The organism is Pseudomonas sp. SIMBA_068, from assembly GCF_046534705.1.
GTDB lineage: Bacteria > Pseudomonadota > Gammaproteobacteria > Pseudomonadales > Pseudomonadaceae > Aquipseudomonas > Aquipseudomonas putida.
The window spans coordinates 272,105-292,585 of sequence record NZ_JAWRYI010000003.1 but is presented as its reverse complement, the minus strand read 5'-3'; the positions used below and the strand labels follow the sequence as shown (position 1 = coordinate 292,585).

General features: G+C 62.9%; 15 protein-coding genes. 3 read left to right on the top strand and 12 right to left on the bottom strand.

Annotation, left to right across the window (positions count from 1 at the left end; all coding sequences use genetic code 11):
* Positions 1 to 8: 8 nt before the first annotated feature.
* The 3 genes from SB756_RS10410 to SB756_RS10400 all read right to left on the bottom strand — a co-directional run bounded on the left by SB756_RS10410 (position 9) and on the right by SB756_RS10400 (position 4,027).
* Positions 9 to 2,438: a TonB-dependent siderophore receptor gene (locus SB756_RS10410; protein ID WP_410910792.1), complete on the bottom strand. Its 2,430-nt coding sequence runs from the start codon at positions 2,436 to 2,438 to the stop codon at positions 9 to 11.
* A gap of 108 nt (positions 2,439 to 2,546) precedes the next feature.
* The gene (locus tag SB756_RS10405) at positions 2,547 to 3,509 is read right to left on the bottom strand and encodes a FecR family protein (RefSeq protein WP_410910791.1); all 963 of its coding nucleotides are present in this window, start codon (positions 3,507 to 3,509) and stop codon (positions 2,547 to 2,549) included.
* A 20-nt stretch (positions 3,510 to 3,529) separates the two neighbouring features.
* Positions 3,530 to 4,027 carry a sigma-70 family RNA polymerase sigma factor gene (locus SB756_RS10400; RefSeq protein ID WP_341797626.1) on the bottom strand — a complete coding sequence of 166 codons (498 nt, stop codon included), beginning with the start codon at positions 4,025 to 4,027 and terminating at the stop codon, positions 3,530 to 3,532.
* Positions 4,028 to 4,521: 494 nt separating this feature from the next.
* Between SB756_RS10400 and SB756_RS10395 the strand changes: the two genes are divergently transcribed.
* Positions 4,522 to 5,685, top strand: a complete 1,164-nt coding sequence (locus SB756_RS10395) for a type III PLP-dependent enzyme (protein ID WP_016501382.1) — start codon at positions 4,522 to 4,524, stop codon at positions 5,683 to 5,685.
* A 94-nt stretch (positions 5,686 to 5,779) separates the two neighbouring features.
* Here the strand turns inward: SB756_RS10395 and SB756_RS10390 are convergent, their stop codons facing one another.
* Positions 5,780 to 6,529 carry a tetratricopeptide repeat protein gene (locus tag SB756_RS10390; protein ID WP_341797625.1) on the bottom strand — a complete coding sequence of 250 codons (750 nt, stop codon included), beginning with the start codon at positions 6,527 to 6,529 and terminating at the stop codon, positions 5,780 to 5,782.
* A 3-nt stretch (positions 6,530 to 6,532) separates the two neighbouring features.
* Positions 6,533 to 7,213 (bottom strand): Fe2+-dependent dioxygenase, encoded by a 681-nt coding sequence (locus SB756_RS10385; protein ID WP_410910790.1) that lies wholly within the window; start codon positions 7,211 to 7,213, stop codon positions 6,533 to 6,535.
* Between the two features lie 221 nt (positions 7,214 to 7,434).
* Between SB756_RS10385 and SB756_RS10380 the strand changes: the two genes are divergently transcribed.
* A complete protein-coding gene (locus tag SB756_RS10380) occupies positions 7,435 to 9,726 on the top strand; it encodes a TonB-dependent receptor (RefSeq protein ID WP_410910789.1) in 2,292 nt (763 codons plus the stop codon).
* A 102-nt stretch (positions 9,727 to 9,828) separates the two neighbouring features.
* The gene (locus tag SB756_RS10375; RefSeq protein WP_410910788.1) at positions 9,829 to 12,384 is read left to right on the top strand and encodes a PepSY domain-containing protein; all 2,556 of its coding nucleotides are present in this window, start codon (positions 9,829 to 9,831) and stop codon (positions 12,382 to 12,384) included.
* A 129-nt stretch (positions 12,385 to 12,513) separates the two neighbouring features.
* Here SB756_RS10375 and SB756_RS10370 read toward each other — a convergent pair whose 3' ends face one another.
* The 7 genes from SB756_RS10370 to ispG form a co-directional block, all read right to left on the bottom strand.
* On the bottom strand, positions 12,514 to 13,305 hold the full coding sequence (locus tag SB756_RS10370; protein WP_410910787.1) for an amidohydrolase: 792 nt from the start codon (positions 13,303 to 13,305) through the stop codon (positions 12,514 to 12,516).
* Positions 13,293 to 14,441: a pyridoxal phosphate-dependent aminotransferase gene (locus SB756_RS10365; RefSeq protein WP_410910786.1), complete on the bottom strand. Its 1,149-nt coding sequence runs from the start codon at positions 14,439 to 14,441 to the stop codon at positions 13,293 to 13,295. Before SB756_RS10365 ends, SB756_RS10370 begins: the two co-directional genes overlap by 13 nt.
* A gap of 211 nt (positions 14,442 to 14,652) precedes the next feature.
* On the bottom strand, positions 14,653 to 16,116 hold the full coding sequence (der, locus tag SB756_RS10360) for a ribosome biogenesis GTPase Der (protein WP_016501390.1): 1,464 nt from the start codon (positions 16,114 to 16,116) through the stop codon (positions 14,653 to 14,655).
* A gap of 116 nt (positions 16,117 to 16,232) precedes the next feature.
* Entirely contained in the window at positions 16,233 to 17,375 is a 1,143-nt protein-coding gene (bamB, locus tag SB756_RS10355) for an outer membrane protein assembly factor BamB (RefSeq protein WP_003248513.1), read from the bottom strand.
* Positions 17,376 to 18,017: a tetratricopeptide repeat protein gene (locus SB756_RS10350; protein WP_016501391.1), complete on the bottom strand. Its 642-nt coding sequence runs from the start codon at positions 18,015 to 18,017 to the stop codon at positions 17,376 to 17,378.
* 39 nt (positions 18,018 to 18,056) lie between these two features.
* Positions 18,057 to 19,346, bottom strand: coding sequence for a histidine--tRNA ligase (hisS, locus tag SB756_RS10345; protein ID WP_049274109.1), 1,290 nt, complete (start codon positions 19,344 to 19,346; stop codon positions 18,057 to 18,059).
* A 25-nt stretch (positions 19,347 to 19,371) separates the two neighbouring features.
* Positions 19,372 to 20,481 carry a flavodoxin-dependent (E)-4-hydroxy-3-methylbut-2-enyl-diphosphate synthase gene (ispG, locus tag SB756_RS10340; protein WP_410910785.1) on the bottom strand — a complete coding sequence of 370 codons (1,110 nt, stop codon included), beginning with the start codon at positions 20,479 to 20,481 and terminating at the stop codon, positions 19,372 to 19,374.

Below are 20,481 nucleotides of genomic sequence, written 5' to 3'. Positions count from 1 at the left end.
ATCTCGAGTCAGAACCCTACGCTGGCCTGCACATAAAAGGTCCGCGGCTCACCTACATAGATGCCGGCATTGTTGTCGCTGGAGCGGGTGAAGTACTGCTTGTCGAACAGGTTCTTCACCCCCGCCGCCAGCTTCAGGTTGGACATCTCGGGCCCGAATTCATACCCGCCACGGGCATGCCAGGTCACGTAACCCGGAATATCGCCATACTGCCCATCCGCACTTGGCTCGGTGATGTAGTCGCCGTTGAAGCTGCCATCGGCGTTGATCCCGGTCCCCGGCGCGCGCTGCTTGGATTGGGCGTAGGCGTCCAGGTTCCAGGTCCAGCGGTTGACCGCGTAACGCACGCCGGCGTCGGCCACCTGACGTGAATAGAACGGCAAGTCACGGCCCTTGAAACCCGGGATCTCACCTTCATATGTGGCGCGGGTAAAGGTGTACCCACCGCTCACCGAAAGCCCTTCCAGGCGCGGGTCCAGCCCGGCCAGGTCGTAGCGCACCGACGCCTCGATACCCTGGTGCTTGGTCGCCCCGAGGTTGGTCCAGCCCACATCGTTGCTGATGTACTGCAGCTCGTCATCGAAGTCGATGTAGAACGCCGTCAGCTCGCCGGCAAAGCCACCATTGTCATAGCGCGTGCCGATTTCGTAGGTCTTGGCCTTTTCCGGCTCCAGGCCATTGGCCGTGCTGTTGCCGGTACCGCCCTGGCCCAGCTGGAAGTACTGCAGGCTACCGAACGAGGTTTCGTAGTTGGCAAACACTTTCCATGCGTCGGAGATGTGGTACATCACGCTCAGCGCCGGCAGCGGCTCGTTGCTGGTGATGCTGCGCTTCTTCTCCGCCACCGGGCGGTTGTTGGCATCCAGCACCGGGCGGTCGCGCCAGTCGGTATTGATGTGCTCGAAGCGCACGCCCGGGGTGATGGTCCAGTTGCCCACATCGATCTTGTCGTCGATGTAGTAGGCGCTGGCCTCGGTACCCCCGCTGCGGTCCTGGAACACGTGGCCGTCAGAGGTCGGCGTCACGGTCGGCACGTTGTCGATCAGCGCCAGGCGGGTCGACTGTTCGCGCATCGCTTCCTTCAGGTAGCGATAACCCACGCTGACTTCCTGGGTGGTCGGGCCGGCAAAGAAAATGCGCGACACCCGTGGCTCGATGGCGAAGGTGTGATAGTTGCGCGGGTACGACGACAGGGTCTTCATGTCACGCGAGGCGATGGCGCTGCCGCGGAAGCTGTCGGTGTAGTAGGTCAGCACTTCGAACTGGGTGGCATCGTCAAGCTGGCGCTGCCACTTGAACGACACATCCTTGCGCCGACCGGCGAAGTAGTCATAGTCGCGCAGCGACTGGTACGGGTTGCTGTCGTACTGGGCCTGGGTCAGGCCGCCGGGCATGTCGGCACGGCCATCGTAGTAATGGAAGTTGAGCCAGAACTCATCGACATCGGTGGGCGCCCAGTGGGTCTTGAGGATGACGTCGTCGATGTCGTTGCCATTGTTGCTTTCACGGTAACCGTTGCCGTTCACCCCGGTGTACAGCAGCGCCACGCCCATGCCGTTGTCAGCCGTGCCGCCGACGAAAGCCGACTCGGTGTGCTTCCAGCCGCCGTGCTGGGAGGTTTCCAGGGTGGTGGACAGTTCCGCTGATGCCTTTTCCGGAATCGCCCGGGTGACGAAGTTGATCACCCCTCCCACGTTCTGCGGGCCATAGCGTACCGAGCCGGCTCCACGCACCACGTCGATGCTGTCGAGGTTGCCCGAGGAGATCGGCGCCATCGACAGCTGTGGCTGGCCATACGGCGCGAAGGCGGCGGGGATGCCGTCGATCAATACGGTGGAGCGCGGCGACAGGCGCGAGGTCAGGCCGCGTACGCCCACGTTCAGCGACAGGTCGCTGCCGCCGGTGCCGTTGGAGTCCTGCACCTGCACACCCGGGATGCCGCGCAGTACGTCGCGCACGTTCATAGCGCCCTTCTCCACCATCGCCTCGCGGCGCACCACGGTGCGCGCACCGGGGTGGTTCTGCACCACGCTCTGCTGGGCATCGCCCAACCAGTCACCGACCACCTTGATGTCGGTGGGCGCCAGCTCCAGGCTGCCGCTGCCCAGGTCGAGGGTAGTCGGCAGCGGCTTTACCACGACGGTGTCCTGGGACATCTCGAAGGTCAGCCCGCTGCCTTGCAGCAACTGTTGCAGCGCCTGCACCGGCGCCAGGTTGCCGGACACCGCCGGGGCCTGTTTACCGGCCACCAGCTCGGGGCTGAAGAACAGCTGCAGGTTGGTTTGCTGACCCAGCTGATTCAGGGCCGAGGCGAGCGGTTGGGCCTGGATCTGGATGGTGTTGCCCGCCTCAGCAGCCTGGCTGTTGACGGCCACGGCGCTGACCGCCAGGGCCAGCGTCAGGGCGCGGAAGCGTGGGAAGGGTTTGTTGTTGTTCACGTCGTCGAAACATCCTGGAATGCGGAATAAACGCCAACCGCGTGCAAATGGAAATGCTTGGCAGTTGCAGCTGGCGAGGAAGACGAACGAGCGAAAAAAAACCTGAATCTATTTCGCAATTATTTCGCGAGAGCCGTCTTCATGGGCCTTGATGGCCACCGGCAGGATGCTCGGCAAGGCCCGCAACAGTGCGTCGGTGTCGTCGGTGCTGAAGGTGCTCGAAAGGCGCATCTGGGCGACTTTACCGGGGGCGACCCGCAGCGGTTGGCTACGATAGCGCGAGGCTTCGGCCACCACCTCGGCGAGGGTGGCGTTGTCGAACACCAGCTTGCCCTGGCGCCAGGCTGTCACGGCAGCGATGTTGACGGCGTAGAGCGCAGCCACCCCGCCCTGTGCATCTATATGTGAACCCTGGCCGGCCGTAAGCTGCGCCAGCGCGTCGCCCTTGCCCTGCACACGCACCGAACCCTGCTCCACCGCCACCCGGGTGCTGGCAGGGTCCTGGCGCACGTCAAAGCGGGTACCGGTTACCGTCACGCTGCCCTGGGCGGTGTCGACCACAAACGGCCGGGCACTGTCGTGGGCGACGTTGAACATCACCTCGCCGGCACTCAGGCGGATATGCCGCTGGCCGGCGCTGAAGTCGACCTGCAGCTGTGTGCTGCCATTGAGATCCAGCAAGGAGCCATCCGGCAGTTCGACCTGGCGGCGTTCATTGAAGGCGGTCTGCAAGCTACCCTGGTGATTCAGTTGCTGGTAGTGCCAGCCGCCCCAACCCAGGCCCAACGCCAACACCGCGACACTGGCGGCCAGGGCCTGACGCACGAAGCGCCGACGCGGCAGTTGCTGCACCGGGTCCGGCTGGCACAACACTTCAAGGCGCTGGCGTGGAATGAAGTCGGCGGCCTGCCACACGCGGCACAGGTGCTGGTACTCCTCCCGGTGACGCTCGTCGCTGGCCAACCAGGCGCGCAACTGTTTCTGCAGCCCGGCATCCCGAGGCGCATCCTGCACGCGGGCAAACCATGCGGCCGCCTGCTCGCGGACGGTATCGGTACCGTGCTGTTTCATCGAAAAGGTCTCCTGACTCATCATGCCGACACATCCAGGTGCTCACGCAAATGCCGGAGCGTGCGGATCATATACTTTTCGACCATGTTCTTGCTCAACCCCATCCGCTCGGCGATCTCGGCCTGGGTCAGGCCTTCGAGCTTCTGCCAGATGAACACCTGCCGGCAGTTGAGCGGCAACTCGGCCAGCGCCCGCTCGACGCTGTCGGCCAATTCCAGCGCATGCACGTAGGCCTCCGGGTCATCGCTGCCACCAGTGCCCTCGTCGAACGCTTCCAGCGCCAGGGCCTGGCGGCGGTCTTCGCGGCGCAAGCCATCCACGGCAATGTTACGTGCGGTCTGGTGCAGGTAGGCGCGGGGCTGCTCGACCTGGTCGCGCGGGTTTTCCAGTACCCGGACAAAGGCATCGTGGGTGAGGTCTTCAGCCTGCTGGCGATTGCGCAGTTTGCGCGTCCAGGTGCCGATCAGCTCATGGTAATGGTCGAGGAAGCCTTTGTGTCCGGACACGGTCTGGGTCATCAGGGAGGCGGATAAGGGTGCGAATAGTAATGTTTCTCATCAAAACCAGCAAATCCGCCAGTCGGTAACAAAAAATTTATGGGCCATTTCCTGTACGTGGGTACCAGGAAAATGTGGCCATAAATATGAACACCTCTGGCCTCTTCGCGGGTGACCCCGCCCACCCGAGAATTGCGAAAAGCCTATGGGAGCGGGTTTACCTACAAAGGGACCAACACGGTCTATTCCACAATATTTAACGCTTGAAACATCGCGGGGAACATCAGCCGGTCACATGAGTCGGTTATTCAAATGGCTGGTCGTCGATCCACGCCGATCACGCCCGGATTGCCTGTTGATTCTGCATTCTTCACGCCCTAAAGTGCGCGCCGAACGTCCATGCTGGAAACGATCCATCCGGCTCAAGTACTGAGTAGGCGAACCAAAGTGGGGATACGGAGGACGTTCAGTTTGCAGCCACTTATTCTTTTTGTTTGCCCATGGAGTCCCTGAGCATGTCGATCCAGGTCGAAGACTATTTCGCGCGTGACACCTTCCAGAAAATGAAGGCGTTCGCCGACAAGCAGGAAACCCCGTTCGTACTCATCGATACCCAGATGATCAGCCAGGCCTATGACGACCTGCGCGCCGGTTTCGAATTCGCCAAGGTCTACTACGCGGTCAAGGCCAACCCTGCCGTCGAAATCATCGACCTGCTCAAAGAGAAAGGTTCGAGCTTCGACATCGCCTCGATCTACGAACTGGACAAGGTGATGGACCGCGGTGTCAGCGCCGACCGCATCAGCTACGGCAACACCATCAAGAAGTCCAAGGACATCCGCTACTTCTACGAGAAGGGCGTGCGCCTGTTCGCCACCGACTCGGAAGCCGACCTGCGCAACATCGCCAAGGCCGCACCGGGTTCGAAAGTGTATGTGCGTATCCTGACTGAAGGCTCCACCACTGCCGACTGGCCGCTGTCGCGTAAATTCGGCTGCCAGACCGACATGGCCATGGACCTGCTGATCCTCGCCCGTGACCTGGGCCTGGTGCCTTACGGCATCTCCTTCCACGTGGGCTCGCAGCAGCGCGACATCAGTGTGTGGGACGCCGCCATCGCCAAGGTCAAGGTGATCTTCGAGCGCCTGAAGGAAGAAGACGGCATCGAGCTTAAGCTGATCAACATGGGTGGCGGCTTCCCGGCCAACTACATCACCCGTACCAACAGCCTGGAAACCTACGCCGAAGAAATCATCCGCTTCCTCAAGGAAGACTTCGGTGACGAGCTGCCGGAAATCATCCTGGAGCCAGGCCGTTCGCTGATTGCCAACGCCGGCATCCTGGTCAGCGAAGTGGTGCTGGTTGCGCGCAAGTCGCGCACTGCCGTCGAGCGCTGGATCTACACCGACGTGGGCAAATTCTCCGGCCTGATCGAAACCATGGACGAAGCCATCAAGTTCCCGATCTGGACCGAGAAGAAAGGCGAAACCGAAGAAGTCGTCATCGCCGGCCCGACCTGCGACAGCGCCGACATCATGTACGAAAACTACAAGTACGGCCTGCCGCTGAACCTGGCCATCGGTGACCGCCTGTACTGGCTGTCGACCGGTGCCTACACCACCAGCTACAGCGCAGTCGAATTCAACGGCTTCCCGCCGCTGAAGGCTTACTACCTGTAACGCAAAACGGGGCCGCAAGGCCCCGTTTTCATGTGTGCTCCGCTGTACCGGCCCCTTCGCGGGCTTGCCCGCGAAGAGGCCAGCACAGGCAACTTCAATCCCCGCGCCGTTCGATCTCTTCGGCATACCGCGCCGCAAAGGCCATCAACACCGGCCCTGCACCCTGCAAGGTTACCAACGCAGCACGCAGGAAATTCATGTTCCCCTCAACCCGCGCCTGCTCCAGCCATTGCCCTGCTTCGGCCAGCTGCCCGCGCTCGACCAGCACCAGCCCCAGGCTGAACATCCCACGGAAATCCCCCGCCTCGGCCGAACGCCGATACCAGCGCACCGCCCGCGCCGGGCTGGGCGCCGTGGCAATGCCCTGCTCCAGGTAACGCCCATACAGGTTCATCGACTTGGCATGCCCCAGCTGCGCAGCCTTCTCGTAACACTGCAGCGCCTGTGCCTGGTTGGCCGGCACCCCGCGCCCGGTGGCCAGCAGGTTGCCCAGGTTGTAAAGGCCCCAGTCCAGCCCGGCGTCGGCCGCACGCGCATAATGAATGGCCGCCTGCGTCAGGCTTGGCTCACCGCCCCAGCCATGCTCCAGGCAACGCCCGAGCATGTTGTGCGCCATGGCACTGCCGCCCTGTGCGGCGATGCCGAACCAACGCCGGGCCACGGTGGCATCTTCTTCGATACCGCGCCCATCCAGCAGGATCTGCCCCAGCAGCAACTGCGCCTCGACCGCGCCCTGCCCCGCCGCTGCCAGGATTGCCTGGGCAGCTTTGCCGGGGCTCTCCTCTAGCATGGACTGCAAGCCAGCCACATCCACCACTTCCTCACGTCGCAACTGATAGGACACGGTTCAGACCTCGGCCCAGCGGCGTAGCAGGTTGTGGTAGGTGCCGGTCAGCTGCAGCAACGAGGGGTGCTCGGGTACATCGGCAGTCAGTTGCTGGATGGCATTGTCCATCTCGAACAGCAGCGCCCGCTGGCTGTCCTCGCGCACCAGGCTCTGGGTCCAGAAGAACGCGGCGTGACGCTGGCCTCGGGTCACCGGGTTGACCTTGTGCAGGCTGGTACCGGGGTACAGCACCAGATCACCGGCCGCCAGCTTCACCTGCCGCTCACCATAGGTGTCCTGAATCACCAGTTCACCGCCGTCGTAGCTGTCCGGGTCGCTGAGGAACAACGTCGATGACAGGTCGGTACGCACCCGCTCCGGGCTGCCCTTGGGCTGACGCAAGGCGTTATCGATGTGAAAGCCGAAATTGCCGCCCTCGCGGTAGCAGTTGATCAACGGCGGGAACACCTTGTGCGGCAGGGCCGCCGACATGAAGCGCGGGGTTTTCCACAGGCGGTCGATCAGCGCAGTGCCGATCTCCTTGGCCAACGGGTGCCCTTCCGGCAACTGCAGGTTGTGTTTGGCCTTGGCCGACTGATAACCGGCAGTCACCTTGCCATCAGCCCAGTCGGCCTGCTCCAGCGCCTCGCGGATACGGGCCAGTTCGTCAGCGTCAAACAGGCCTGGGATGTGAAGCAGCATGGCGGCAGCACCGTTAGGAAATGTAAAGGTGGCAATGATATTGATTCCCTTTTGCGCTGCACAAGCCTTTTCGCCGCTTAAGACGTTTCAGCTTGATGAAACCGTAAAGGCCAAATGTAAAAATTGTAAATTCTTCACGAATGGTAACGACTCTCAATTGTTAGTCACAATTGCTTACATTAAGATCCGCCGCCTCAACACCTTGGGGAAGGTCCTTAGCAATGCGCCAGTACGTACCATCTGCAGTGAGTTCGCCACGCCTGATCGTATCCGCCATGGGCGTCGCGCTTAGCGCCACATCGGTGTATGCCGCCGACCCGGCCGCCAATAGCGCGATCACCCTCGACGCTACCAGCGTCAACGGCAAGGCTGAACAGGCCAGCACCGATTACAAAGTCGAGAAGGCCGCCTCGCAGAAGTACACCGCGCCGCTGGTAGACACCCCGCGCTCGGTCACCGTCATCCCGCAGCAAGTGATCAAGGACACCAACGCCTTGACCCTGCAGGACGCCCTGCGCACCGTGCCAGGCATCACCTTCGGCGCCGGCGAAGGCGGCAACCCGCAAGGCGACCGCCCGTTCATCCGCGGCTTCGACGCCCAAGGCGATACTTACCTGGACGGCGTGCGTGACACTGGCGCGCAAACCCGCGAAATCTTCGCCATCGAGTCGGTAGAAGTGGCCAAGGGCCCGAACTCGGCCATCGGTGGCCGTGGTGCTGCCGGCGGTACCATCAACTTGGTGAGCAAGCGTGCGCACCTGGGCAACTCGCTGGACGGCGCCTGGACTTGGGGCAGTGACCAGACCCAGCGCTACACCTTCGATGGTAACTACCAGTTCAGCGATACCGTTGCCGGCCGCCTGAACCTGATGACCCACGAAAGCAACGTCGCCGGCCGCGACAAAGTCAACTACGACCGTTGGGGTATCGCCCCGTCGCTGGCCTTCGGCCTTGGCACACCGACGCGCGTCAACCTCGACTACTACCACCTGGAAAGCGACGACCTGCCGGATTCGGGCATCCCGTACACCATCCCGACCAACGGCAGCGGCGGGCGCACCTCGGCACACCCGAGCAAGCCGAATGACGGCGGCGACAGCGACAACTTCTATGGCCTGACCGGCCGTGACTTCCGCAAGAGCCGTGTAGACATCGCCACCTTCGCGATCGAGCACGACCTGACCGACTCGCTGACCATCAAGAACACCCTGCGTCACGGCAACAGCATGCAGGACTACATCCTGACCCAGCCTGACGACAGCAAGGGCAACGTTAACAACGGCAGCGTCTGGCGCCGTGCCAACACCCGTGTCGGCAACACCGCCACCACCACCAACCAGACCGACCTGTTCGGGGAGTTCTACGTCGGTGGTCTGAAAAACAGCTTCTCCACCGGTATCGAGCTGAGCCGTGAAGAGAGCGACCGTTCGTCCTACACCGTCGACACCGACACCGTGCCAGGCGGCGCCGCCAACACCAACTGCACCCCCGGCATGATCGGCGCCACCAGTGGCTACAACTGCACCTCACTGAGCAACCCGAACCCGGATGACCCGTGGAACGGTACCATCTCGCGCAACTACGCCGGCACCACCACCAATAGCAAGACCCGGGCGATCTACGTGTTCGACACTCTGGAGCTTACCCCCGAGTGGCTGGTCAACATGGGCCTGCGCTACGACCACTTCGATACCGACTACAAGACCTACAACGCCGCTGGCACCACCACCGCCAAAGGCAAGGATGTCAGCGAGTTCGTGACCGGCCAACTGGGCCTGGTGTGGAAACCGGCCGAAAACGGCAGTATCTATGTTTCCTACGCCACTTCTGCAACGCCACCAGGCTCGATGCTCGGCGAAGGTACAGAAGGCAACCCGCTGGGTGGCACCCCGGATCGTAACGGCAACCTGTTGGCCAGTGACATGGAGCCAGAGGAAACCACCAACTACGAGATCGGCACCAAGTGGGACCTGCTCGACCAGCGCCTGTCGCTGACCGCAGCGCTGTTCCGCACCGAGAAGGAAAACGCCCGCGTCCAGGTGGACACCACCACCTACGAAAACGTCGGCGAAACCCGCGTACAGGGCATCGAGCTGTCGGCCAGCGGCAAGATCACCGACAAGTGGCAGGTGTTTGCCGGCTACACCTACATGCAGGCTCGCCAGATCGACGGCGGCCCGCTGGGCAAAGCAAACGATGGCAACCAGTTGCCGAACACCCCGAACAACAGCGCCAGCCTGTGGACGACCTACTCGATCACGCCAAAGCTGACCGTGGGTGGTGGTGCGTTCTACGTGGATGACGTGTATGGCAGCGTGGCCAACACCACCATGGTCGACAGCTACGTACGTTACGACGCCATGGCCGCCTACAAGCTGACCAAAAACGTCGACCTGCAGCTGAACGTGCAGAACCTGACCAACGAGGTGTACTACGACAAGGCCTTCTCCACCCACTTCGCCAATCAGGCGGCCGGGCGGACTGCACTGTTGACCACCAGCGTCCACTTCTAAAGCAACAACCAAGGGCCCCGTTCATTCCAGTGAGCGGGGCTTTTGCGTATCAAGGCATAATGCACGCCGCGCAGTCTGCGGCAGCAACACAAGGTGATCGATGTGGTGAAGAAGACGCTGTTCCAATTGCACTGGTTCTTTGGCATCACCGCTGGCCTGGTGCTGGCCTTGATGGGCATCACCGGGGCCCTGTATTCGTTCCAGGAAGAACTGCTGCGCGCGTTCAATGCCGATGTGCTCAAGGTAGAAGTGCGCGCCGAAGGCGTACTGCCGCCGGCCGAGCTGGTGCAACGGGTCGAGGCCCAGCAACACGACAAGGTGTCGATGCTGTGGGTGGACGTGCGTGAAGGCAATGCCGCACGCATCTTCTTCATGCCGGCACCGGGCGAGCGCCGTGGCGAGCTGCGCTATGCCGACCCGTATACGGGCGAACTCAAAGGTGAAGTGGCCGGGCAAGGCTTCTTCAACCTCATGCTCAACCTGCACCGTTTTCTGGCCATTGGCGACACCGGCCGGCAAATCACCGGCGCCTGCACCCTGATGCTGGTGTTCTTCTGCCTGTCCGGCCTGTACCTGCGCTGGCCGCGCAAGGCGCTGGACTGGCGTACCTGGCTGACCTTCGACTGGGCCAAGAAAGGCCGAGCCTTCAACTGGGACCTGCACGCCGTGGCTGGTACATGGTGCCTGCTGTTCTATCTTCTGTTCGCCCTGACCGGCCTGTTCTGGTCCTATGAGTGGTACCGCGAAGGCCTGAACAAGCTGCTGGCCGACGCGCCGGCAGCCGGCCAGCAACAAAAACGCGGCGAAGGCCGTGGCCGTCACGGGCCACAGAAGGTCGACAAGAACGCCCCGCCGCTGGTGGTCGACTACGACGCCATCTGGGCCAACCTCAAAGACGCCGCAGGCCCAGGCCTTGCCGCCTACAACCTGCGCCTGCCACCGGTTGGCGGCCAGCCGGCCAACCTCTTCTACCTGCTGGACAGCGCCGATCACCCGCGCGCCTTCAACACCCTGGAACTGGACCCGGCAACCGGCCAGGTGAAAAGACACGACCGCTACTCCGACAAATCCTTCAAGGCCCAGCTGCTGCAGAGCGTCTACGCGCTGCACGTGGGCGAATACTTCGGCCTGCCGGGGCGCATCATCGTCACCATCGCCAGCTTGACCATGCCACTGTTCTTCGTCACGGGCTGGCTGCTATACCTCGACCGCCGCCGCAAGAAGCGCCAAGTCCGCGCAGCCCGTGGCAACGTCGCCACCGGCACCGGCAGCGGCGACAGCTGGCTGATCGGCTTTGCCAGCCAAAGCGGCTTTGCCGAACAACTGGCCTGGCAAAGTGCCGGCCAGTTGCAGGCAGCCGGCCTGCCGGTGCAGGTTCGCGCACTGGCCGCACTGCGTGAAGACGACCTGCGCCAGGCCCGCCGCGCGTTGTTCGTGGTCAGTACTTTCGGCGACGGCGAAGCACCCGACAGCGCCCGCGGGTTCGAGCGCAAGGTGCTCGGCCAGCCTTGGGCGCTGAACAACCTCAACTACGCCCTGCTCGCCCTCGGCGACCGACAGTACCCGCACTTCTGCGGCTTCGCCCGTCGCCTGCAGGCGTGGCTGGGGGAGCGCGGTGCCAGCAGCGCGTTCAGCCCGGTGGAAGTGGACAACGCCGACCAGGCCGCCCTGCAGCAGTGGCAGCAGGAGCTGGCGCAACTGACCGGCGCCCAGCCAGTGGCCGCCTGGCAGCCGCCAAGCTTTGGCAACTGGTCACTGGTGCGTCGCGAACTGCTCAACCCGGGCAGCCAGGGCCAGCCGGTGTACTTGCTTGGCCTGCTGGCTGAAGAGCCTGCCAGTTGGGAAGCCGGCGACCTGGTTGAAATACTGCCGCTCAATGGGCAGCCACGGATCGACGCGTTCCTCAAGGGCATGGCGCTGGACGCCAGCGCCCCGGTACAGGTGAATGGCCTGGGCGAAACACTTGCCCAAGCCCTCGCTGGCCGCCAGTTGCCGGCGCGCCGTGATCACCTGATCGGCTTGCAGCCGCAAGCGCTGGTAGACGCCCTGGTGCCGATCGGCAGCCGCGAATACTCCATCGCCTCAATCGCCAGTGACGGCGCGCTGGAGCTGATCGTGCGACAGGAGCGCCATACCGATGGCAACCTGGGCCTGGGCTCCGGCTGGCTCACCGAATACCTGCCACTGAACGGCACGCTGAGCTTGCGCCTGCGGCGCAACAGCGGCTTCCACCTGCCGGAGACCGCAGCACCGATGATCCTGATCGGTAACGGCACCGGCCTGGCCGGCCTGCGCAGCCTGATCCGCGCACGGGTGAATGCTGGCGAACAGCGCAACTGGCTGCTGTTTGGCGAGCGTAACCGGGCGCATGACCTGCTGTGTGGTGACGAGCTTCAAGGCTGGCTGCAGAGCGGCGACCTGGCACGCCTGGACCTGGCGTTCTCGCGGGATCAGGCCGAGAAAGTGTATGTGCAGGATGTGTTGCTGCAGCAAGCCGAGGAATTCAAACGCTGGGTGGCGGATGGCGCCTGTGTGTATGTCTGCGGCAGCCTGCAAGGGATGGCTGCGGGGGTGGATGCGGCGCTCAACGGCATGCTTGGTGAAGCCGCTGTGCAGCAGTTGATCGAGGATGGGCGGTATCGGCGGGATGTGTACTGATCATCCATTGATGTAGCCGGTGCTGGCCCTATCGCCGGCAAGCCGGCTCCCACAGGTACAGCACTGGGCCCGAGGGCAGTGGGTTACCTGTGGGAGCTGGCTTGCCGGCGACAGGGCCGGTACAAGCTGTCAGTGTAAATCGAAGGTATCGGCATCCAGGTTGGCCGGGAACTTGGCCCTGTACGCCGCCAGTTCCGACGCACTCAGCACGGCGGTAAACACCCCGTCTGCCTCGCCTGCACTGAGCAGGCTCTCGCCCTGGAAGTCCAGCACCTGGCTGTCGCCCGAATAGGCAAAGCCCTTGCCGTCCGTGCCCACCCGGTTCACCGCTGCCACATAGCACAGGTTCTCGATGCCCCGCGCCGGTAGCAGACGGTTCCAGTGCTGGCGGCGCGCAGCCGGCCAGTTGGCGGTGTACAGCAGCAGGTCAGTGTCCTGGGCGTCACGGCTCCACACCGGGAACCGCAGGTCGTAGCAGATCAGCGGGCGAATTCGCCACCCCTTGAGCTCGAACTGCACCTGGCGTTCACCGGGGGTGTAGTGCTTGTGCTCACCGGCCATGCGGAACAGGTGGCGCTTGTCGTAGTGCAATATCTCGCCGTCCGGCCGCGCCCATAGCAGGCGGTTGCGGTGGCTGCCATCGGCGGCCTGGATGATCACGCTGCCGGTGATCACCGCGTTGTACTTCTTCGCCTGGGCCTTCAGCCATTTGTAGGTCGGGCCATTCTCCGGTTCGGCCAGGCTTTCGGAGTCCATCGAAAAACCGGTGGTGAACATCTCTGGCAGGATCACCAGGTCCACCTCCCCTACCTGCTCCAGCAACACCTCGAAGTGTGCATAGTTGGCCTCGCGGTCGTGCCAGGCCAGGGTGGTTTGCACCAGGGCGACTTTCAGGTTGGGCAGTGTGCTCAGATCGCGCATAGTCGTTCCGCTGCCTGACGCAGCGTCTCCTCACGTTTGGCAAAGCACAGGCGTACCAGGCGTTGCTCGGGGATGGGTTGCTGGTAAAACACCGATACCGGGATGGTCGCCACACCGTGCTCACGGGTGAGCCATAGCGACATGTCGACATCGTTCAGGTCCGGGCGGATCTGCGAGTAGTCCACCAGCTGGAAATAAGTGCCCGCCGTGCGGGTAAAGTTGAAACGCGAGCCTTCCAGCAAGCCGCAGAACAGGTCGCGCTTGGCCTGGTAGAAGGCCGGCAGCTCATCGATATGCTCAGGGTGCTCGGCCATGAAATCAGCCAGGGCGCATTGCAATGGCGTCACGCCACAGAAGTTGACGTACTGGTGCACCTTGCGCAGCTCTGCGCTCAACGCCGGGGGCGCGATCACGTAGCCGGTCTTCCAGCCGGTAACGTGGTAGGTCTTGCCGAACGAACTGACCACAAAGGCACGTTGATACAACTGCTCGTAGGCCAGCACGCTGGCGTGGCGAACGCCGTCGTAAACCAGATGCTCGTAGACCTCATCGCTGATGAGGTAGATATCGCGGTCGGCAATCAGCGTTGCCAACTGCTCAAGGTCTTCGCGAGTGATCAGAGCGCCGCTGGGGTTGTGCGGCGAATTGAGGATGACCATGCGGGTGCGCGGGCTCAGGGCATCACTGAACTTCTGCCAGTCGATACGGAAGTCGCCGTCGCTCAGTTGCACATGCACACAGCGGCCACCGGCCAGTTCCACCGACGGCTCGTAGCTGTCGTAGCACGGGTCGAAGACAATCACCTCGTCACCGGCGTGGACCACCGCCTGGATGGCACAGAAGATCGCCTCGGTAGCCCCGGGGGTGATGGTCACTTCCTGGTCGGCATCCACCTGTGCGCCATACAGTCGCGCCACCTTCGCCGCCACTTGCTGGCGCAAGGCCGGCAGGCCGGTCATTGGCGAATACTGGTTGTGCCCGGCAGCCACATGCCGGCCCACTGCATCGAGCAGGGCCTGCGGGCCGTTGAAATCAGGGAAGCCCTGGGACAGGTTGAGCGCGCCGGTCTGCACGGCGAGCTGGGACATGGTGGTGAAGATGGTCGTGCCGACATTCGGCAGTTTGCTGCGGATCATGGAGCCCTCTTTCCTGGGGTGTATCCGGCACGGGGTGGAGACCGAGCATAGCGGATCAAGCAGTCAGGAAAAAGGTTGAAACAATAGGGGGATTGCTTTGGATCAAAGGGCCTCTTCATGGGTGAACCCGCTCCCATTGGTGCTGCACAATATTCAAAATCTGTGGAGGACCTGTGGGAGCGGGCAAGCCCGCGAAGAAGCTGACGCGGAATCAGCGCTTGTCGCGGCGCTTCTTCTCAGCCTTCTTGTGGTGCGACATCAAGCGGCGCTTCTTGTTGACCTGGCGGTCGGTGAGGGTGTTCTTCTTGCCCTCGAACGGGTTCTCACCACCCTTGTACTCGATGCGGATCGGCGTACCGACCAGCTTCAGCACCCGGCGGTAGGTGTTTTCCAGGTAACGCGAGTACGACTTGGGAATGCTCTCGGTCTGGTTGCCGTGGATCACGATCAGCGGCGGGTTGGCACCACCAAGGTGGGCATAGCGCAGCTTGATGCGGCGGCCGTTGACCAGCGGTGGCTGGTGCTCGCTGACAGCATCTTCGAGGATCTGCGTCAGGCGGCTGGTTGGCCAGCGGGTCACAGCCGAGGTGAATGCGGCCTGCACCGACTTGTACAGGTTGCCTACACCGGTGCCGTGCAAGGCGGAGATGAAGTGGATGTCGGCGAAGTCGACGAAGAACAGCCGGCGCTCCAGTTCGGTCTTCACGTAGGCGCGCTCACCCGGCTCCATGCCATCCCACTTGTTCAGCGCGATGACGATGGCGCGGCCGGCTTCGAGGGCGAAGCCCAGCAGGTTCAGGTCGTGGTCGACCACCCCTTCACGGGCGTCCATGACGAAGATGACGACGTTGGCGTCCTTGATCGCCTGCAGCGTCTTGACCACCGAGAACTTCTCGACCTCCTCGTGGATCTTGCCGCGCTTGCGCACCCCGGCGGTGTCGATGAAGGTGTACTTGTCACCATCACGCTCGAACGGGATGTAGATACTGTCTCGGGTAGTACCCGGCTCGTCGTAGACCACCACACGCTCTTCGCCGAGCATGCGGTTGACCAGGGTCGACTTGCCGACGTTCGGGCGGCCGATGATGGCGATCTTGATGCCATCCTTCTCGCTCGGGCCAGGAATGCGCACAGCCTCCTCGCCTTCGGCGACGTTCTGGTCGAGGGCTTCTTCCTCGGCATCACGTGGCAGGTGGCCGAGCACGGCTTCCATCAGGGCGCTGATACCACGGCCCTGGGAGCCCGCCACCGGAATGGCGTTGCCCATGCCCATCGGCGAGAACTCGGCGCGGGCAACATCGGGGTCGATGTTGTCGATCTTGTTGGCGACCAGAATCGCCGACTTGTTGCGCTTGCGCAGGTGCTCGGCAATCATCTGGTCAGCGGCGGTCATGCCGGCGCGGGCATCGACCAGGAACAGCACATAGTCGGCTTCTTCGATGGCCATGAGCGACTGCTCGGCCATTTTTTCGTCCATGCCTACTTCGTCACCGGTAATACCGCCGGTGTCGATCAGGATGAAGGAACGACCCTGCCAGCTGGCATCACCATACTGGCGGTCACGGGTCAGGCCCGACAGGTCACCCACGATGGCATCGCGGGTTTTGGTCAGGCGGTTGAACATGGTGGATTTGCCGACGTTCGGGCGGCCCACCAGGGCAATTACGGGAACCATCGGCTCTCCACTCTCGAATTCTTGAAAATGCAAAGGCCGCTGCAAGGCAGCGGCCGGAGTTTGGGCGGCGTGTCCTACGCCGCGGCTTGAAGCCCGCCAAGGCTTCAAGCATAGCTTCAGCGGATGGTCAGTGCCTCGAGCTTGCCGCTGTTGCCAAAGACATAGATGGTGTCGCCGACCACAAGTGGGCGGGCGCGCAGGCCATCGCTATCGATACGTTCACGGCCGACGAAGCGGCCATCCACCTGGCTCAGCAGGTGCAGGTAACCCTCAAAGTCACCCACAGCCACGTAGCTGCTGAACACTTCAGGGGCGGTCAGCTGGCGGCGAGCCATGCTGTCGTTGCTCCACAGGGCGCTGGAAGAGCGCTCATCCACGCCTTCCACGGTACCCGAAGCTTCGCTGACGTAGACGTTACCGAAGCCCTGGGCGACGCCCACATAGCTGGAAGCATCGCGCTGCCACAGCTCGCGGCCGCTTTCCAGGTCCAGGCCCGCTACACGGCCCTGGTAGGTGCTGACGTACAGGGTACCACCAGACAGCAGCAAGCCGCCGTCGATATCAACCACACGGTCCAGCTCGGAACGGCCCTTCGGGATGGCCACGCGGCTTTCCCACACCGGCACACCGTTGTTGATGTCCACCGCCACCACCTTGCCGGTGGACAGGCCGGCGACGGCCAGGCGGTTGGTGGCGATCGGAGCACCGGTACCACGCAGGGTCAGTACGGCCGGGGAGTTCTCGTAGATCCAGCGGCGGTCGCCAGTGGCGGCATCCAGGCCGATCAGGCGATCGTCCTGGGTCTGCACCACCACCACATCACCGTTGTTGGCAGGCGGGGCCAGCACTTCGCTGGTCACGCGCGAGCGCCAACGCTCTTCACCGGTGCTAGAGTCCAGGGCAATGACTTCGCCCTTGAGGGTGCCGAGCATGACCAGGCCGTAGCCCACGCCGACAGCGCCGGAAACCTGCAGCTCCAGGTCCTTCTTCCACACCACGTCACCGGTGATGCGGTCGAGGGCGAAGACTTCGCCATTGACGTCGGAGGCGTAGATACGGTCGTTTTCGATGGCCGGTACCAGGGTGTTGTAGGTCTCACCCTGGCCGTCACCGATCGAACGGCTCCACTGCTTCTTCAGCACCACTTCCTCGGTGAACTTGGTCAGCTCGGCCGGGGGCAGTTCCTTCTTGCTGTTGCTGCTGCAACCGGCGGCCAGTACGGCCAGGGTCAGCACTGCTGCATGTTTCCAACCGATCACTTACGCGTCCCCTTTAGCCAGGTCATCCAGCTTCAATTGCAGGCCACCGACCGCCGCCTCATCGGACAACGCAGCCTTGGCTTTTTCGTAAGCGCTGTGCGCGTCGTCGGCGCGACCCAGCTGTACCAGCAGGTCACCCTTCAACTCTTCACGGCTGGCCAGGAAGGCTTTGTCGGCGTCGCCGTCGAGCAGCTTGAGGGCATCCTCGGCCTTGTTCTGGGCGGCCAGCACGCGGGCCAGACGCTGGCGCGAAATCTCGCCCAGGGTCACGTCGGCCGGCTTGTCCAGCACGCCTTTGAGCTCGGCAGCGGCGTCGTCGAGCTTGCCGCTCTCGACCGCGACCTTGGCCACGAACAGGCTGCCGTACTGGGCATAGGCGGTACCGCCAAACTCGCTCTTGAGCTTGCCGGCCAGTTCCGCAACCTTGGTGGCGTCTGGCTGGCCAGTCGGCGTCAGGCTGGTTTCAAGCAACGCCTGATACAGCTGCGAGGCACCTTGCGACTGGTTGTTCTGGTACTTGTGCCAGGTATTCCAGCCCAACACCACCACGCCTGCCAGCAATGCGCCAGTCAGCAGCGGCTTGCCGTTGCGGTTCCACCAGTCCTTGACCCCTGCCAGGTCATCATCATCGGTACTCGACACCCCAATACTCCTTTTCGCCTATTCGCTTGTTGAACCGCGTTACGCTTGCGCGATCGCAGTTTCCAGGTGCTCTGCCAGAGCATCCCAGGCAATGTTCTGTTGTTCGCCCTGGCCACGCAGGGGCTTGAAGCCGATTTCTTGCCTGGCCAGTTCCTCGTCACCGAGGATCAGGGCGAACAGCGCCCCGCTCTTGTCGGCTTTCTTGAACTGGCTCTTGAAGCTGCCACCGCCCGCGTTCACCGCCAGGCGCAGGCCCGGCAAACGGTCGCGCAGGGTTTCGGACAGGCGCAGGCCAGCCAGCTCGGCCTGCTCGCCAAAGGCGCACAGGTAGACGTCGATCTGGCGGTTGATGGACTCCGGCACCTTGCCCAGGGTTTCCAGCAGCAGGATCAGGCGCTCGATACCCATGGCGAAACCGACGCCAGTGGTCGGCTTGCCGCCCATCTGCTCGACCAGGCCGTCGTAGCGGCCACCGGCGCACACGGTGCCCTGGGAGCCGAGCTTGTCGGTGACCCACTCGAATACGGTCTTGCTGTAGTAGTCCAGGCCACGCACCAGCTTGGTATTGATCACGAACGGAATGCCGGCGGCGTCCAGGCGGGCCTTGAGGCCCTCGAAGTGCACGCGCGAGGCTTCGTCCAGGTAATCTTCCAGCTTCGGCGCACCCACCAGCACCGCCTGGGTGTTCTGGTCCTTGCTGTCGAGGATGCGCAGCGGGTTGCTCTTCAAGCGGCGCTGGCTGTCTTCGTCCAGTTGCTCCAGGCGCGCCGAGAGGAACTCGACCAGCGCGTCACGGTAGCGCGCGCGGGCTTCGCTGGTACCCAGGCTGTTGAGCTCCAGCTTGACCGCGTCCTGGATGCCCAGCAGGCCCCAAAGGCGCCAGGTCAGCATGATCAGCTCGGCATCGATGTCCGGGCCATCCAGGTTGAACACTTCCACGCCAATCTGGTGGAACTGCCGGTAGCGACCCTTCTGCGGGCGCTCGTGGCGGAACATCTGGCCGATGTACCACAGTTTCTGCACCTGGCCGTTGCCGGTGATGCCATGCTCCAGCACGGCACGTACGCACGCGGCGGTGCCTTCGGGGCGCAGGGTCAGCGAATCGCCGTTGCGGTCCTCGAAGGTGTACATCTCTTTTTCGACGATGTCGGTCACTTCACCGATCGAGCGCTTGAACAGCTCGGTGAACTCGACGATCGGCGTACGGATCTGGCTGTACCCGTAGGTATCCAGCAGACCGGCCACGGTGCCTTCGAAGTAGCGCCACAGTGGCGACTGTTCTGGCAGGATGTCGTTCATGCCACGGATGGCTTGCAGCGATTTGCTCACGAAAAGTCCTTACGAATTCTGTGTGTCAGCCACGGGCGATCAGCGCCGCGTCGGCTTCGACCTTTTCGGCCGCTTTCTGACGGATGAGCCTTTCCAGCTCATCGACCAGGTTGTCATTGGTCAGTTTCTGCGCCGGCTTGCCGTCGATGTAGATCAGGTTCGGCGTGCCGCCGGTCAAGCCTACATGGGCTTCCTTGGCTTCACCCGGGCCGTTGACCACACAACCGATCACCGCCACGTCCAGCGGCACCAGCAGGTCTTCCAGGCGCCCTTCCAGCTCGTTCATGGTCTTGACCACATCGAAGTTCTGCCGCGAGCAGCTCGGGCAGGCGATGAAGTTGATGCCACGCGAACGCAGGTGCAGCGACTTGAGGATGTCGTAGCCGACTTTCACTTCTTCGACCGGGTCGGCCGCAAGCGAGATACGGATGGTATCGCCAATGCCCTCGGCCAGCAGCATACCGAGGCCGACGGCGGATTTCACCGTCCCTGAACGCAGGCCACCGGCTTCGGTGATGCCCAGGTGCAGCGGCTGCACGATCTGCCTGGCCAGCAGCCGGTAGGCTTCGACGGCCATGAACACATCGGATGCCTTGACGCTGACCTTGAAGTCCTGGAAGTCCAGGCGGTCGAGGTGCTCGACGTGGCGCAGGGCCGACTCCACCAGCGCCGCCGGGGTCGGTTCGCCGTACTTCTTCTGCAGGTCCTTTTCCAGGGACCCGGCGTTGACGCCGATGCGGATCGGGATGCCACGGTCGCGGGCAGCATCGACCACGGCGCGTACACGGTCTTCGCGGCCGATGTTACCCGGGTTGATACGCAGGCAATCGACGCCCAGTTCGGCCACGCGCAGGGCGATCTTGTAGTCGAAGTGGATGTCGGCGACCAGCGGCACGCTGACCAGTTGCTTGATCTTGCCAAACGCCTCGGCCGCGTCCATGTCCGGCACCGAAACCCGCACGATGTCCACGCCGGCATCGACCAGGCGCTGGATTTGCGCCACGGTGGCGGCGACATCGTTGGTGTCGGTGTTGGTCATGCTCTGCACCGCGATAGGTGCATCACCACCTACCGGCACATTGCCGACCCAGATTTTGCGGGATTCGCGACGTTTGATCGGAGATTCGCCGTGCAT

Excerpts from the sequence above, each read along its gene's own strand:
- SB756_RS10365 (WP_410910786.1), bottom strand. The coding sequence starts at position 14,441 with ATGATCCGCAGCAAACTGCCGAATGTCGGCACGACCATCTTCACCACC.
- SB756_RS10385 (WP_410910790.1), bottom strand. The coding sequence starts at position 7,213 with ATGCTGCTTCACATCCCAGGCCTGTTTGACGCTGACGAACTGGCCCGT.
- SB756_RS10395 (WP_016501382.1), top strand. The coding sequence starts at position 4,522 with ATGTCGATCCAGGTCGAAGACTATTTCGCGCGTGACACCTTCCAGAAA.
- SB756_RS10405 (WP_410910791.1), bottom strand. The coding sequence starts at position 3,509 with ATGAAACAGCACGGTACCGATACCGTCCGCGAGCAGGCGGCCGCATGG.
- SB756_RS10380 (WP_410910789.1), top strand. The coding sequence starts at position 7,435 with ATGCGCCAGTACGTACCATCTGCAGTGAGTTCGCCACGCCTGATCGTA.
- der (WP_016501390.1), bottom strand. The coding sequence starts at position 16,116 with ATGGTTCCCGTAATTGCCCTGGTGGGCCGCCCGAACGTCGGCAAATCC.
- ispG (WP_410910785.1), bottom strand. The coding sequence starts at position 20,481 with ATGCACGGCGAATCTCCGATCAAACGTCGCGAATCCCGCAAAATCTGG.
- SB756_RS10370 (WP_410910787.1), bottom strand. The coding sequence starts at position 13,305 with ATGCGCGATCTGAGCACACTGCCCAACCTGAAAGTCGCCCTGGTGCAA.
- SB756_RS10400 (WP_341797626.1), bottom strand. The coding sequence starts at position 4,027 with ATGACCCAGACCGTGTCCGGACACAAAGGCTTCCTCGACCATTACCAT.